The 13212-nt window shown below is 63.3% G+C and carries 17 protein-coding genes; 15 read left to right on the top strand and 2 right to left on the bottom strand.

Annotated elements, in window-relative coordinates:
* From LGT36_RS03605 to LGT36_RS03535, 15 genes are all read left to right on the top strand, one after another.
* Positions 1–402 (top strand): hypothetical protein, encoded by a 402-nt coding sequence (locus LGT36_RS03605; RefSeq protein ID WP_226096655.1) that lies wholly within the window; start codon positions 1–3, stop codon positions 400–402.
* 78 nt (positions 403–480) lie between these two features.
* Entirely contained in the window at positions 481–1062 is a 582-nt protein-coding gene (locus LGT36_RS03600) for a hypothetical protein (protein ID WP_226096654.1), read from the top strand.
* A gap of 88 nt (positions 1063–1150) precedes the next feature.
* Entirely contained in the window at positions 1151–1456 is a 306-nt protein-coding gene (locus LGT36_RS03595; protein WP_226096653.1) for a hypothetical protein, read from the top strand.
* Positions 1457–1551: 95 nt separating this feature from the next.
* Positions 1552–1821, top strand: a complete 270-nt coding sequence (locus LGT36_RS03590) for a hypothetical protein (protein WP_226096652.1) — start codon at positions 1552–1554, stop codon at positions 1819–1821.
* Between the two features lie 12 nt (positions 1822–1833).
* The gene (locus LGT36_RS03585) at positions 1834–3306 is read left to right on the top strand and encodes a hypothetical protein (RefSeq protein WP_226096651.1); all 1473 of its coding nucleotides are present in this window, start codon (positions 1834–1836) and stop codon (positions 3304–3306) included.
* Positions 3307–3315: 9 nt separating this feature from the next.
* Positions 3316–3756, top strand: coding sequence for a hypothetical protein (locus tag LGT36_RS03580; RefSeq protein ID WP_226096650.1), 441 nt, complete (start codon positions 3316–3318; stop codon positions 3754–3756).
* A complete protein-coding gene (locus LGT36_RS03575; RefSeq protein WP_226096649.1) occupies positions 3753–4121 on the top strand; it encodes a hypothetical protein in 369 nt (122 codons plus the stop codon). Before LGT36_RS03580 ends, LGT36_RS03575 begins: the two co-directional genes overlap by 4 nt.
* Positions 4121–6973, top strand: coding sequence for a peptidoglycan-binding domain-containing protein (locus LGT36_RS03570; RefSeq protein WP_226096648.1), 2853 nt, complete (start codon positions 4121–4123; stop codon positions 6971–6973). Before LGT36_RS03575 ends, LGT36_RS03570 begins: the two co-directional genes overlap by 1 nt.
* A gap of 35 nt (positions 6974–7008) precedes the next feature.
* Positions 7009–7896: a hypothetical protein gene (locus LGT36_RS03565; protein ID WP_248642164.1), complete on the top strand. Its 888-nt coding sequence runs from the start codon at positions 7009–7011 to the stop codon at positions 7894–7896.
* Between the two features lie 23 nt (positions 7897–7919).
* Positions 7920–8342 (top strand): hypothetical protein, encoded by a 423-nt coding sequence (locus tag LGT36_RS03560; RefSeq protein ID WP_226096646.1) that lies wholly within the window; start codon positions 7920–7922, stop codon positions 8340–8342.
* Positions 8339–9343 (top strand): collagen-like protein, encoded by a 1005-nt coding sequence (locus LGT36_RS03555; RefSeq protein WP_226096645.1) that lies wholly within the window; start codon positions 8339–8341, stop codon positions 9341–9343. The genes LGT36_RS03560 and LGT36_RS03555 overlap by 4 nt, the downstream gene beginning before the upstream one ends.
* A gap of 1 nt (position 9344) precedes the next feature.
* A complete protein-coding gene (locus LGT36_RS03550; RefSeq protein ID WP_226096644.1) occupies positions 9345–10001 on the top strand; it encodes a hypothetical protein in 657 nt (218 codons plus the stop codon).
* Positions 10002–10118: 117 nt separating this feature from the next.
* A complete protein-coding gene (locus LGT36_RS03545) occupies positions 10119–10430 on the top strand; it encodes a hypothetical protein (RefSeq protein WP_226096643.1) in 312 nt (103 codons plus the stop codon).
* Positions 10431–10489: 59 nt separating this feature from the next.
* On the top strand, positions 10490–11317 hold the full coding sequence (locus LGT36_RS03540; RefSeq protein WP_226096642.1) for an N-acetylmuramoyl-L-alanine amidase: 828 nt from the start codon (positions 10490–10492) through the stop codon (positions 11315–11317).
* A gap of 13 nt (positions 11318–11330) precedes the next feature.
* Positions 11331–11792, top strand: coding sequence for a holin (locus LGT36_RS03535; RefSeq protein ID WP_226096641.1), 462 nt, complete (start codon positions 11331–11333; stop codon positions 11790–11792).
* Between the two features lie 92 nt (positions 11793–11884).
* On the opposite strand, the gene LGT36_RS03530 is transcribed toward LGT36_RS03535, so the two are convergent.
* Entirely contained in the window at positions 11885–12259 is a 375-nt protein-coding gene (locus tag LGT36_RS03530; protein WP_226096640.1) for a hypothetical protein, read from the bottom strand.
* 23 nt (positions 12260–12282) lie between these two features.
* On the bottom strand, positions 12283–13212 hold the full coding sequence (locus LGT36_RS03525) for a tyrosine-type recombinase/integrase (protein ID WP_226096639.1): 930 nt from the start codon (positions 13210–13212) through the stop codon (positions 12283–12285).

Here is a 13212-nt window from a genome sequence, read left to right as displayed (position 1 = left end):
ATGACCGCGATCCTCTGGCCAGACGTTGAAGCCGCTCTCATCACACACCTGAAGCCACGCATCGCCCTGCTGCCACTCGTATTCGCGCCAGATGTTGACGTGAGCAACGCGCTCGCGGATCCGCGCCCTGACTACGCGGTGACCGTCCGCAACGACGGAGGCCCGCCCACCGCGACGGTGTTCGCCGATGTGCGTGCCGGGCTTAACGTATGGGCGCTCGAGAAGCAGAACGCCGTCGATTTGGCGGCGTACCTGACGGCGCTGATCAACAGCATGCCCGGCTTGGGCGACTCGCCATTTGTCAACGCCATCGCGGGCGTCGCGTCGGAGATCGCCGAAGCGTCCGACCACACACACCTGTACCTGACCGCGTCTCTGCGAGTTCGGGGCATTGACCTCTAGGTCTGGTCACGCAGTTCCCCAAGGCGGGGCGCTGTCACTCCCAGGTCTCCGCACACCCGCCTGGAAAGGGGCACTCTCATGGCAGTAGATGCAACCAAAGTTCTGGTCGGCACACCCGATCAGACGACCACTGGGGCCATCATGTCGGCCCCTCTCGCGACCGCGGCACCAACGACGGCCGTCGACGTATTGGATCCGGGGTTCGGTGACTCGGGGTTCGTCTCGGAGGACGGGCTTGAGCTCGCTCCGGACATCACGACCGCGAAGTTCAAGGACTGGTCTGGTGCGACCGTGCGCGAGGTGCTGGAGCAGTTCGACGGCACGATCAAGTGGGCACACCTCGAGACGAACGAGGCATCGCTGGAGAACTATTTCGGCGAAGACCACGTCGAAGTCACCGCAGCAGACGGGACTCACGGCAATCAAGTCGCGGCCAAGATGGGCGCCTACGACCTTCCGCGAAAGTCGTGGGTCTTCAAGATGAAGGACGGCGACACTCGCATCCTGATTTACGTGCCCATCGGCCAGATCACCAAGCGCGAAGCGATCCAGTTCCGCAAGGGCCAGCCGATCGCGTGGGGCGTCACTCTGACGGCCTACCCGGACGGCACCAACAACGCCATCTACTTCTTCACCGACGACGGCCAGATCGTCGTCTAGCAGCCACCGGGGCGGGGGCCTACCTGCGGAGGCCTGCCCCCGCCCCGGTGTTCGCTCGCCTCCGCACCCCACAAGAAAGGCTTCCGCCATGACATTTGCCGTACCCGCCCCGAAGTCGGTCACAGACCCTGATGCACGGTTCGAGTTCACCATGCCGGGTTCGAAGAAGAAGTGGGCGGTCCCACTCCTCAAGTACCTGCCCATCGAGATCGCCGAGAAGGTAGTGGTCGCCAAGCAGGTCAGGGACTGGATGCCACTATTCGGCCCGCCAGAGGAGCCGCTGGCGCTCGCAATTCGTGGGCTGACCACTGACCAGGTGTCCGAGTTGGTGAAGGCTTGGGGTGAGGCTTCAGGCATCACCGTGGGGGAATCTGCCGCCTCGTCGAACTCCTAGCGGAGCACGGCGAGGCCGTCGAGTACGACCTCATAGCACTGGGACTTCGGCTGGGTGACCTGGGCTCACCGGTTCTGACGTGGCGTGACCTTTACGTGATCGTCCGCCAAGGGCCACGCGCCACGGCGCTGGCTCGATCCAAGCTTGGCGACTCTGTGGAGTGGAACGTCCTTGAGTACCTGGTGGCTCGTGCCGTCGAGGCGTTGGAGGGGGCGAACTGGCAGCGCGCTGGCAGCAAGGGTTCGCGACCCAAGCAGATCAGCCGACCGGGCGAGAAGTCGGAGAGCACACGCCTGGGGTCGGGAGCTCTTCCCATCCACGAGTTCAACGACTGGTGGGACCGAGGCGTCATCAAACCCACATAGAGGAGTCCCGCCATGGCCGAGATTGGTACTGCGGAACTCACAATTATCCCGTCCTTCAAAGGCGGGCAACGCGAGATCGAGCGGCAACTTGGCGGGGTCGATGGCCGCAAGGCTGGCGCTGCGGCCGGCGTGGGTTTCAACGCGGGACTGAGTCGAGCGATCGCACCTCTTGCGGCCCTCGGTCTGGGCGCCAAGGCGTTCGATATCGGCCGTGACTCGATCACCGCGGCGTCTGACCTCGGCGAGTCCTTGAACGCGATCAACGTCGTCTACGGCGACATTGCGGGGGAAATCGCCGTCCAGTCGTCTTCGGCTGCTAGCAACCTTGGCCTCGCCGCGTCCGACTACAACTCGCTTGCCGTGCAGTTCTCGAACTTCGTGAAGACAGTTGCTGGCGAAGGCGGGGACGTTGCGAAGACACTCGGTGACCTGACGGGACGTGCCGCAGACTTCGCGTCGGTCATGAACCTTGAAGTGACTGAGTCGGCAGGACTCTTCCAGTCCGGGCTTGCCGGTGAGACCGAACCGTTGCGCCGTTTCGGCATCGACCTGTCCGCCGCGGCAGTCGAGTCCTATGCATACGCGAACGGCATCACCAACGTGGGTGAGAAGCTCACTGAAGCCGAGAAGGTGCAGGCCCGGTACGGCTCCCTGATGGAGCAAACCAACCAGACGTCGGGCGACTTCGCAAACACGTCGGGAGAACTCGCAAACCAGCAACGCATCCTTGGGGCAGAGTGGGAGAACCTCCAGGCGAAGCTTGGTGCGGAGCTCCTGCCTGCCATGAGCGCCGCGACATCGTGGCTTGTCGACACCGGACTGCCAGCGATCGAGACATTCCTCGAAGACATCGACGACCCGACGACCACCATTGGCGCACTCGCGGAATCGCTCGGGTCTCTGGGCGAGTCCGCGGGAGAGGTCTGGGAGGCTATTGACGGCCCGCTCGCCACCGGTCTAGAGGCGCTGATGGATGAGTTGAGTGCCGAGATTGAGTACAGCGCAGACCGGCTTGAAGAGATCGCGAACTGGATCTCGACCGACGGAGTGCCCGCCCTCGAGGGTGTCATCGCAGGATTCGAGGAGGGCGGTTGGAGCGAGACCTGGGACACCTGGAAGACAGGCGCTGAGATCGCGGCCCAAGATGTGTGGGACACCTGGACGACGGGCGCTGAGATCGCCGCGGACAATATCACCACTACCGACGAGTGGTGGGGTTTGTGGTGGGGCGCGGGGGGCAAGTCGCAGACTGATCCAAAGAGCAATGCGGCGGCGTCTGACATCGGATTGAGCAACGTTCGCATCCCGGGCCAGAACATCGTGCCGCCCATCACCGCGACCGGTGAATGGGGAGGTGCCCCGATCATCAACATCGAGACAGTCATCGCCTCCGATACGGACGACATTGTGCGCCAGGCAGAGAAGTCCGCCCGCACGAACAAGTGGGCTGGAACTCGCGGTATCGACCCAAGATTGACGAGGTAGACGATGCCTGTGCCGACTCGTTCAATCGTGGTCTCACGCCCAGTCTCTGACTTGAACCTTGACGACGGAGTTTCGCACGAGCTCGTGGTGTGGAACGAGCCTGACTTGGAGTACATGCGAAAGGCTGTCAGGGGTTCGTACCAGGCCGGAGAGCGCCTGAAGCAAGCCGTCCCGTCAACCATGACAATCGGGGGCGTGTTCCGGTGTATGGGTGAAGACTGGGACGCCACCGACGCGGCGATCAACGAGATGTATCTCGCGCTGCAGCAGTTCTCCTACACCGTAACGGCCACGTTCGCTGGTGTGGCGACGGTCTACGAGGACTGCCAACCCGCCACGATTCGTCCTCTTAACGGTCAGCGCACACGAGGCCAGGTGGAGTCGGGGTTCGCGGACTACAGCATTGAGATCCGTTGCACGCCAGTCATCGGCGCGGAGGTTGCACCATGATCGGAACCGCGTACCAGTCGGCCGTGATTCAAGCAGTGCTTGGCCCTGCGCACTCGAGCGCGATTCCAGATGTGCTCTGGTCGGGTTGGCTCGATGGGTCTCTCGCTGTGCTGTCAATGACGGGACTCACTGTCCCACACGCCGACTTCGGTGCAGTGATTGGTGGTGTGGCCAACACTGCATCCATCGACGGTGGCGTGTGCCCGGCCAGCGTGCCTGCGCATTTTGCGCTCTTCGACGCCGCATCCGGTGGCGACTTGATCGCACGTGCGGCCGTGACGTTTGATGTGCCTCCCGTCAGTGGCGACCTGTTGTCAATCCCGTCAGGTTCCCTCGTCTTCGCTTACGACGTCGGCGGCGCGTAATGGCAGCGCTTGACCTCGACGTCGCAACCCGGTCGTTCGTGTGTCCGCCTGCGCCATTCTCTGCGCTCGCGTTTGGCGACCAAACACTGACTCCTTCGATCGCCCCCCACCCCGTGCGGATCGTGGACGACCTGCCAGGCATCCCGACCAAGGCCGACTACCCGGGTCGCAGCACCATCACATCCGACATTGCCGTCTCCGTTGCGCTACACGGTGCCACGTTCATCGCCTTTCGTGGCGGATTCGGATTGGTCGCTTCGTACACAACCCCGAACGCACCGATGTGCTACTTCAACTCGGGGATCATGCGCGACAGGATCTCCTACGCCTACGTCCACGACACGTCAGTCATCGCCTCTGAAACGATTCTGACGGTACCCCACACTGTCGACGGAATCTCCGTCTACTGCTTCGTCAACAACTCCACTGCAGCGTTCGTCGCGAACTCGCTCGAAGGCGTCATCGCTTCGGTAGCCCCGGCAACAACCGACCCCGGACTAGTCACCACGTCCACCGACACCACGGATGGTGACAGCGACGACGTCGACATTCTCGGGATGTGGCACTTTGACAACGTCGAGGTGTCGACAACAGACGCCATCGACACGATGGACGCCATCCTCGCCGCACTGTCCCCCGAAACGTCAGACGCCTCAGGCGTAGGCGAGTGGGCCATATCGGGCACCGCGCTCGCGTCCGTCAACGTGGAGCCGACAGTTCCAACGACCCCGACGCCTCCTTCCGGCGGGTCACAGTCGCCGCCTACGAAGCCGACACCAGCGACGCCTTCCGAAATGAAGTCTGCGGGCGTGTACCCGATTCGCCATGTGTTCGAGACGATGCCAGCACCGACGCTGGTGAATGATCTGCCAGTTGGTTGGACTGCGAGCTCGCACGGTGATGACGAGTACGGGTACCTTCAGATCACGGTTGAGGGTGTGGACATCACGCTACTTGACGGAGTCGAGACGCCGTTCCCGTCGTGGCGGCGCGGCGAGCCGTTCGGGCCTCAGTCCGCCACCATTGAGGTGCCTCAGATCACGACATTCTCTGCGATGCCGTCTTGGGCGGCTCATGGCGCAAACGTGAGCATAGATCTAGTGAAGATCGCCGGCGGTTCGGTGTCCCTTTTCGAGGGTTTCGTGATGGACCTTGGGGTCAACGAGGACACGGGCATCTTCACTCTCGAGTGTCTCGGTGTGCTGTTCGGTGCCGATCTGACACTGCGCACTCCTTCGTTCACGACTGCGCCGCGCGACCTCGGCTCGCTTGTACCGGAGCTGCTGAACAAGGTGGCTGGCCGTCGGTGGCTAAGCATGGCCTCCATCGTCACTGGCGCCCGCACCTCGGTTGCCGGTGGTTGGGAGCCTCTCCTGACCGGGTACATCCAGCAACTGCTGGCAACCGCCATCAAGGACGGAAAGCAGTGGACCGTCAGGTGTGAAGAGCGCACACCCGAGTTGATGCTCAAGGACACGACCAACATCGAAGCGAGCATTCGTGTCGGCCAGCGCGGATACCGCGTCGATGTGAACTCGGATGCCACACAGGCCCCCAACGTGATCTACGGCGAAGGCATCGCGCCGGACGGTGGCAGGTGGCGCAACTCGAAGTACCCAAACTGGAAGCCAGACGACACTCCCGATTACCCCAACGTGAACCCTGCCGACACGATGCGGCAGGGCCGCACGGACGCTTCCACCGACTCGGGGAACGGCATCTCGACGTGGGAACGCAAGATGGGGCTGCCCGCCGACGGTGTGCTGTCAGCCGCGGACGTGCTCGCGATGAAGCGTCTGCAGGGTCGTTCGGGAATCACCGTCGACGGAGTTCTGGGCCCGCAGACGTGGGCAACAACCTTCAACACCGGCGCGAACACGGGGTCACTTGACGGCGCATTCATTGCACCGCTCGCGGCAGCTGAGGAAGTCATGCCTCGCCTCTACGGCCCCGACGGCGATGACCTCGGACCAAACCCAACGCACGACCCGGACATCATCCGCGTCGAAGACAAGATCAACTACGGCCAAGACGTCACCAAGGCCGAAGGCATTGCGAACGCAGAGGAAGTACTCGCCCGGGAGTCCGACCCCGGATGGGCTGGCATCATCACGTTCGAGCTTGACCCGCCGAACAAGTCACGGTACGAAATCCGAGAGGGCGACAACTGGAGACTGCTCGGGCTACACGGACAGACAGTAGACGTCCACACCGCGCGGGTTCGATTCGACGAAGACTTCGCGATCTGCGAGGTTGACTCAAAGGCCCGTGACTACCCCACCCTCGAAGCGATCCGCACCCGTGACCGAAACGCCACGGACCCAGCGAAAGTGGCACAGAAGCGGCTGCTCGAGGGAGACATCGGGACCGACCGCGCAACCTACGACGCAGAGTCGCCAGCTGGTCGGATGCCGCGACACGCGATCTTCTCCGGTCTGTGGGATGTGCGCCAGATACCGATGGGCGCCTACGGTCGTGTCGTCCGAACCGACTTCAAGACAACGAGCTCCGCGCAACCGTTCGCGCTCGCGGTATTCGGCAAACCACTGACGGCAGCGGACCTTGTGTCGGCAGTAGGAAACCCGCTGTCAACAGCCACAAACCCGTGGAGCAACGAGGCCGTGGACGATTTGGGGTTGCTTCAGGCGTGGGGGTGGGCAAGCCAGCCAGCAGGCTACTACCCCGACACGTACTCGAACCCGAATGGTGAGACAGCGAGCCCTGTGACCGGGAGGCTCCTCGATGATGCGTCATGGGACTACGCCTCAGAGCGCTCCCCATGGCTTTGGGTCGCAGCGTTCGCGCCCGCCGCATGTTTCATTGAGGGTCGCTTCTACGGGGCCGCGGACTGATGCCGTCCACGACTGGTTGGTTTCAGCCCGACGACATGTGGGTGTCTCGGCCAGTAGACCTGGACCGCACCAGCATCTGGCGGAAGATGAATTGGTTGCCCGATGACTACGGGTTGTCGATCGCAGAGCGGGACGCGCGCTGGGCGGCAATGTTCACGGCGGACTCGCCTACATGGGCGGCGCTGGTGGCAGGTGACGCATGGCCCGATGCCGAGGCCTCTGAGGAGATCACCCCGGACGTCGGTCCGAGTACGTCCATCATCAGCAACGTATGGGAACCGACGGCAGGATCGTCGTCAGCATTTGAGACGCGGTTCGCGTTTGCCGAACTCGCTGCCGATACCAGTACCGACGACAACCCGTTGTTCGTCCCCGACGACGTTCCTCCTGGCGCGACCGTTGAATATGAGTCGCTGGTGGGTTCGTGGCACGCTGACTATCGCTTCCAGATCCGGTCGAGCCTTTCATCGAGTAGTGAGGCGGTGTGGTCGCAAGCTCGCACGATGTGGAAGATGGGCGGGGGTTTCGTCGGAGCGATGGCCTACCCGGGCGCTGGGTGGCGTGAGTGGAACGCCCTTGCGTCGACCGGACAGGACTCGGACCACATCGTAGAGACTTGGTCATCGGTAATCACGGCGATGCCTGTGTTCGTGGCTCACCTGACCGGTACTCACGACACGCACTTTGGTGCGCTGCATCGCCTCTTTGCTACGGCGGCGATCCCAAACTTCCCTCCTACGGCGGCACGGCGGTACACACCTCCCCGGTATCGGATCACGTACCCAGATGATTTGGCAGGCTACTGGACGACTCGGCAACGCCAGACCGCAGGAGGAAACGCAGGCGGGTGGCCGCTTCGTCAACGTCGCAACGGCGGGCATTCGGGTTCGTGGCCGCTTCGTCAACGTCAGACCGGTCTTTGACCGTCACCATCTAGGAGGATCGAATGGCTGAAGTGGTCGACGCAGCGGGCTATCAGGCTTTGCAGTCGCGTGAGTGGCAGGTACCCCAAGGGGCTGACACCGTGAACGCGTTGCGTTACGGGACGAAGACCGGTGACGATCCGATTGTGTATCCGAACCTAACTGCAGGGTGGTCCGCACGTGCCCAGATGCGTGACGCGGTCGGCGGCGAAGTGTGGGTGGACTTCTCGTCAGACGCCGTAGCCGGCCCCCGTATCGAGCTCGCTGCTGACGGATACTTCACGGTCATCCTTCCCCACGACGTGACGGAAGACGAAGCGTGGAACAGTCGACGGAGCGGGGTGTATGACGTCGAGCTCACCGACCCTGACGACAACGTGATTCGCCACACCACGGGCCGTGTGCGCGTGTTCTGGGATGTCACCCGGACAGAGGTGGCGCCGTGAGCGAGTCTGTCGCTGAGGCGATCCAGCAAACAATCCAGGTTGCCGGGTTCGTGAACTCCCAGGGCCCCCGTGGGGCGAAGGGAGACCCTGGCGACGCCGGACCAGCAGGCCCCCAAGGACCGGCAGGTGCCGACGGGCCCGCAGGTCCTGCAGGTCCCGAAGGCCCACAGGGAGCAGACGGGATTCAAGGGCCAGCGGGCCCAGCAGGCCCACAGGGTGACGCAGGCCCACCCGGAATCGACGGAGCGCCAGGCGCTGACGGCGCCGACGGACTGTCAGCATTCGAGGTAGCACAAGCCAACGGCTTCGTGGGCACCGTCACTGAGTGGCTGGTTTCACTCGAGGGCCCTCAGGGTGATCCCGGCCCGGCAGGACCACAAGGCGACTCGGGCCCCCAAGGCGAGCCAGGCATCAACGGTGCGGATGGCGCCGACGGTATTGGCGTCCCCGATGCCACCGCGGCCCCCGCTGGTCAGGTCCCAACCACGGACGGTGCTGGCGGTTACTCGCTCGAGGACCCAGGATCCGGTCTGCCTGACACGACGGGCGCAACGGAAGCCGATGTGCTCACCCTCGGTGTGGGACTCGTGCCCCAGTGGTCGCCACCCGCCGGCGGCAGTGGGTCTGGAGCCGTGCGCGACTCGGTGATCCATACGACGGCGTCGATCGCGCCGTTTGTTGCAGAGGACGTGACACTCGATCTTGGTACGTCAGTTCTGGTGTGGAAGATCGACGCCGATGTTTCGTGCCGTATCCGCCTTTACGCCACGGCGGCAGCGCGAACGGCCGACGCTAGCAGGTCCGTTGACTCATTTCCGGACGGCAATCACCAGTGCTACATAGACGCGACGATAGACATCACAGACTCACCAACGCTAACTGTGATTCCGATGGTTGGTGCGGTCACGGAAGACGGAAACGTCTATGCCGCAATCGAGAACAGGTCTGCGGGTGCGGAGGCAGTGACAGTCACCATCCACAACCTGGTTTTGGAGGCTTAGCGTGGCCACCCCCACATTTCAGACGATCACGCCACCGACCTCCGGGGACTCGGTGAGGGTGCTTTCGCTCGGATCGATATCCGGACGTGTCGACTACCTTCTTCTGATCGCGGTTGTCTACAACGACACGTATGCGCCGACGTCCGTGACGATGGGCGGTCTTCCGTTCACTGAGGTGGACTCCGCAGCAGGTGGAGGCACGAACTACTACCTATCGGTGTTCAAACTGGACACAAGGTCTCTGCCAGGCGTCTCTGCCGAATCCATCACGGTGAACATGACGGGAAGCACGTCTGCTGCCCTGATGATTGTTGCCGCGTCGGAGGTGAGCACCATCTCGGACGCGGCAACCGTTGTGTCCTCGACCGCTGCAACTGTCACACCTACATCCCCTGACGCCTCCACCAGCGCACAACTCGTGCTCGCGACTTTCGGCGCCACGAACTCCGCGACCATTGTGCTTGGGGCCAACACCATTGCGAGGTCCGTCGCCGGCGGCGGCACCACGAAGTACGCATATGCCGCCTACGTACCCAAGGGAGATACACCGGTGTGGTCATCGACCGTCGGAGATCACCATCAAGTAGCGCTTGCACTGACTCCCCGTGGAACCGCCCAACGGTGGCCTCGCGGCGGAAACGTTTACGCACCCGTCTAGGCCGATTAGCCTGCGTCACCTCGAGACGTCGTCCGCGCCGTCAGCGAAGAGCATCCCCGTGCATGGACAGACCAAGAAAGCGCCCAAGACCCCCCGACCGCTGAGGAGCCTGAACCGATGGACGTCACGCTTGCCGCTGTACTGATCACCGCGATCGTCTCCATATCGGGTTCATGGCTCGTCGCGAGAACGTCGGCACGCACGAGCGCCCGCCAGGTCGAACAACAAGAACGCGAGGCCGACAGGCAACGCATCAAAGATCTGGAGGATCGAGACGCGATGTGGGAGCAGCGGTGCAACGTCCTGTGGGCGGCTCGTGAGGCTGATGCGCTGATCAAGCGGGCGCAGGGCGACTTCATCGACATCCTGGAGGATCACATCTGGAAGGAGAAGCCACCGCCACCGCCACCTCGCCCACAGTTCCTTTGACCCCAGGCCCCGTCGCGATTGCGGTGGGGCTTTCGTATACCCCCAGGAGGTAGACCGCCATGCGCTTCTTCCAGCAGATCGTCGCCTTGTGGCGACGGGCAACACGTCGGTACGCCGGCACCAACAAGCGTCTCTACATCACGATCCACGAGACGGCGAACCCCAACGACGGCGCCGACGCACAAGCTCACGCGAACTTGCAGTCCCGCGGCAATGTCCGCACTGCGTCATGGCACGAGCAGGTCGACGATCGCGAGGCCATTCAGTCCTACCTCGACACGGACCGGTGCTTCCACGCCGGCGACGGTAGGGGCAACGGGAACTTGAACTCTTACGCGATCGAGATCTGCGTGAACCGTGACGGCGACTACATCAAGGCCGTGCAAAACGCGGCGACGCGCACCCGCCAGCTGATGGCGCAGCACGGGATCCCGCTGTCGCGCGTGGTGCAGCACAACCACTGGTCCGGCAAGAACTGCCCGACGTTCCTGCGCTCCGGATCTCAGGGAATCGGCTGGAACGACTTCCTCGCTTTGGTCGCGGGCTCACCGGTGACGGTGTCGAACCCCAAGCCAACCCCCTCTACCCCCTCGAATGGAAGGAAGGTCACCGTGAACGTCACGATGCGCCGTATCGACCTGTCACGCGCCGACTCCGTCAGTGTCACCGGTGACGATGTCGGTCAGATGCAGGGGCTTCTGATGGCCCAGGGTTACGGCCCCAAGGGCCTCGTCGATCCCAAGACCGGGCGTCCCGACAAGATCGGCGGCACGCTCACCAAGTCGTGGTTCCGCCAGTTCCAGAAGGACCACCCGCACACCGGCACGAACGGCAAGCCGGACGACGTCTGCGGCCCCGCGTCGTGGACGGAACTCATTCAGAACTAGGGAAGGAATCACCATGCTCCCCCCCACACGGATGCAAAGCATTCGGTTTGCCCTGGCCATGTGGCTGGGTCGTTTGGCTACTTGGGCGTTCTGGAAGGACGCACTCGAGCGCGCGGGTTCTCAGGCTGCTGAGAAGCTCGTCGTGATGTCGCTGTTCGCGGCTGGTTCGTCGCTTGCTGACGTCGACTGGGTTCTCGTCGTCGGCATCACCGCCGGCTCGGGTGGCTTGTCGCTGCTCGTGTCGATCGTGCATGTGCCGGATCCGGCGACCGCTCGACCTGTGTGGGTTGCGGTCGTGTGGCGGATCACTCGCACGTTCGGCAACTCTCTGATCACACTGCTCACGGCAGTCGAGGTCCTCAACGTGTTCGAGGTCGACTGGCCCACGATGTTGTCGATCGCGGCGACGACGACGTTGCTTGCGTTGGCTAAGAACGTCACCAAGACGCCGTCAGAGGCTGTCCCTGCGTACTGATTGCACGCGGCCGCACTGACGGCCGCACACGACACAAACGCCCCCTCACGCACCGGTTCGCCGGGCAGCGTGAGGGGGCGTTTGTTGTGCGTCTAGTCGCTGTTCGGGGAACCGGACAGAGCACTCGCCATCGCTGCTGACGCGTCGCCGTTGACGACGAGTTGGTGCGTGACTTGGCGAGCATCCATGACGGTCATGAGAACTCCGCCGGCGACGTCGCGAGCGTCAAGCATCGCGATGATCTCGTGCCGCTTGGTGCGACCTGGACCAAACGACAGCAACGCGGCCGGGGTGAACCACACGAGGGTCCACACCACGTCGAGTGGCGCGAACCCGTACCCTGCAAGCAGAGGCAGAAGTGTCAACAGAAGCCATGGGACGAGAAGGATGCCCGAGCACACTTTCGCCCACGTGCGCCCTCGGCGTTCCACGTAGTAGGTCCCGCCTCGTTGCGTGATCTCGATCATGACGGCATCGTAGCGCGACGCACTCACGCGGCGTGTGGACGTTGCCAGGCGGCAGGCACGAGGGATACCTCTCCTGGGGCGCCCGCGTCGACGACACTGATGCGTTGTCGGTCATTGATGCCTGCGTAGCGTCTCGTGGTATTGACGTTCGCGTGGCCCATAACGTCCGCTAGGGCGAGCAGGTCGGGGTCCGCCTGATAGGACTTGGTGCCGAACGCGTGGCGGAGTTTGTGGGCGGTCCATTCGCCGGACAGCGCCCGTCCGAGTTGCTTCGAGACCCATGCGGCGCTGAGGTGTCCGTCGACGGCGCCGGGGAATAGGTAGCCGGGTGTGCTCCTGAGGACCGCGAGTAGTTGTGGGTCGCGGATGGGTACGAGTCGTTGGTGTCCAGCCTTGCCGACAACGCGCAGCATGTCGCCGCGCTCGAGGTCGTTGCCACGGACCTTGCACACTTCGACGCATCGCAGTGCGGCGTGTCGGGCGAGCGCGAGCATGATGCGGACTTCGTAGGGGGCGTTTGCGATCGCCTCGAAGTAGATCGCGTCGGGCGCTGGTTTGGGGATGGCGCGCGGCTCGGATACCGGGAGAAGTCCGTTGGCGGGTGACTCTTTGAGTTGGCCGGTGGAGACGAGCCACCGGTAGAACATGATGGCGCTGGTGCGCGCGGTTTTGCGTGTGGCTGGCACCCAGTCGTGTGAGCCCATCCATGCTTCCAATGCCTGTTGTGTCACGGCGAGCGGGTCGGGTGCTGAGTATGCGAGGGAGCGAAGGTAGTGGCGTCGTTGTCTGATCGTGCCTGGCGCTCGGCCTGCGGCGGCGAGCGAACTACAAAAGCCGTCGACGAGTTCTTCCCACATGTGACCCCCGAATCCTGCGGCGTCGTTGCCATCAGTGATTATCGGCCTGGGACCAGGGAACTTGAGCACGCTGGCGCCAGCGTTGGGGATGGGCAT

It is taken from the genome of Demequina sp. TMPB413 (assembly GCF_020447105.2).
GTDB lineage: Bacteria > Actinomycetota > Actinomycetes > Actinomycetales > Demequinaceae > Demequina.
This window is presented reverse-complemented; position numbering and strand designations above follow the sequence as displayed.

Coding starts and splice junctions, on each gene's coding strand:
- LGT36_RS03585 (WP_226096651.1), top strand. CDS start 1,834: ATGGCCGAGATTGGTACTGCGGAACTCACAATTATCCCGTCCTTCAAA.
- LGT36_RS03565 (WP_248642164.1), top strand. CDS start 7,009: ATGTGGGTGTCTCGGCCAGTAGACCTGGACCGCACCAGCATCTGGCGG.
- LGT36_RS03575 (WP_226096649.1), top strand. CDS start 3,753: ATGATCGGAACCGCGTACCAGTCGGCCGTGATTCAAGCAGTGCTTGGC.
- LGT36_RS03525 (WP_226096639.1), bottom strand. CDS start 13,212: ATGCCCATCCCCAACGCTGGCGCCAGCGTGCTCAAGTTCCCTGGTCCC.
- LGT36_RS03605 (WP_226096655.1), top strand. CDS start 1: ATGACCGCGATCCTCTGGCCAGACGTTGAAGCCGCTCTCATCACACAC.
- LGT36_RS03560 (WP_226096646.1), top strand. CDS start 7,920: ATGGCTGAAGTGGTCGACGCAGCGGGCTATCAGGCTTTGCAGTCGCGT.
- LGT36_RS03530 (WP_226096640.1), bottom strand. CDS start 12,259: ATGATCGAGATCACGCAACGAGGCGGGACCTACTACGTGGAACGCCGA.
- LGT36_RS03535 (WP_226096641.1), top strand. CDS start 11,331: ATGCTCCCCCCCACACGGATGCAAAGCATTCGGTTTGCCCTGGCCATG.
- LGT36_RS03545 (WP_226096643.1), top strand. CDS start 10,119: ATGGACGTCACGCTTGCCGCTGTACTGATCACCGCGATCGTCTCCATA.
- LGT36_RS03540 (WP_226096642.1), top strand. CDS start 10,490: ATGCGCTTCTTCCAGCAGATCGTCGCCTTGTGGCGACGGGCAACACGT.
- LGT36_RS03570 (WP_226096648.1), top strand. CDS start 4,121: ATGGCAGCGCTTGACCTCGACGTCGCAACCCGGTCGTTCGTGTGTCCG.
- LGT36_RS03600 (WP_226096654.1), top strand. CDS start 481: ATGGCAGTAGATGCAACCAAAGTTCTGGTCGGCACACCCGATCAGACG.
- LGT36_RS03595 (WP_226096653.1), top strand. CDS start 1,151: ATGACATTTGCCGTACCCGCCCCGAAGTCGGTCACAGACCCTGATGCA.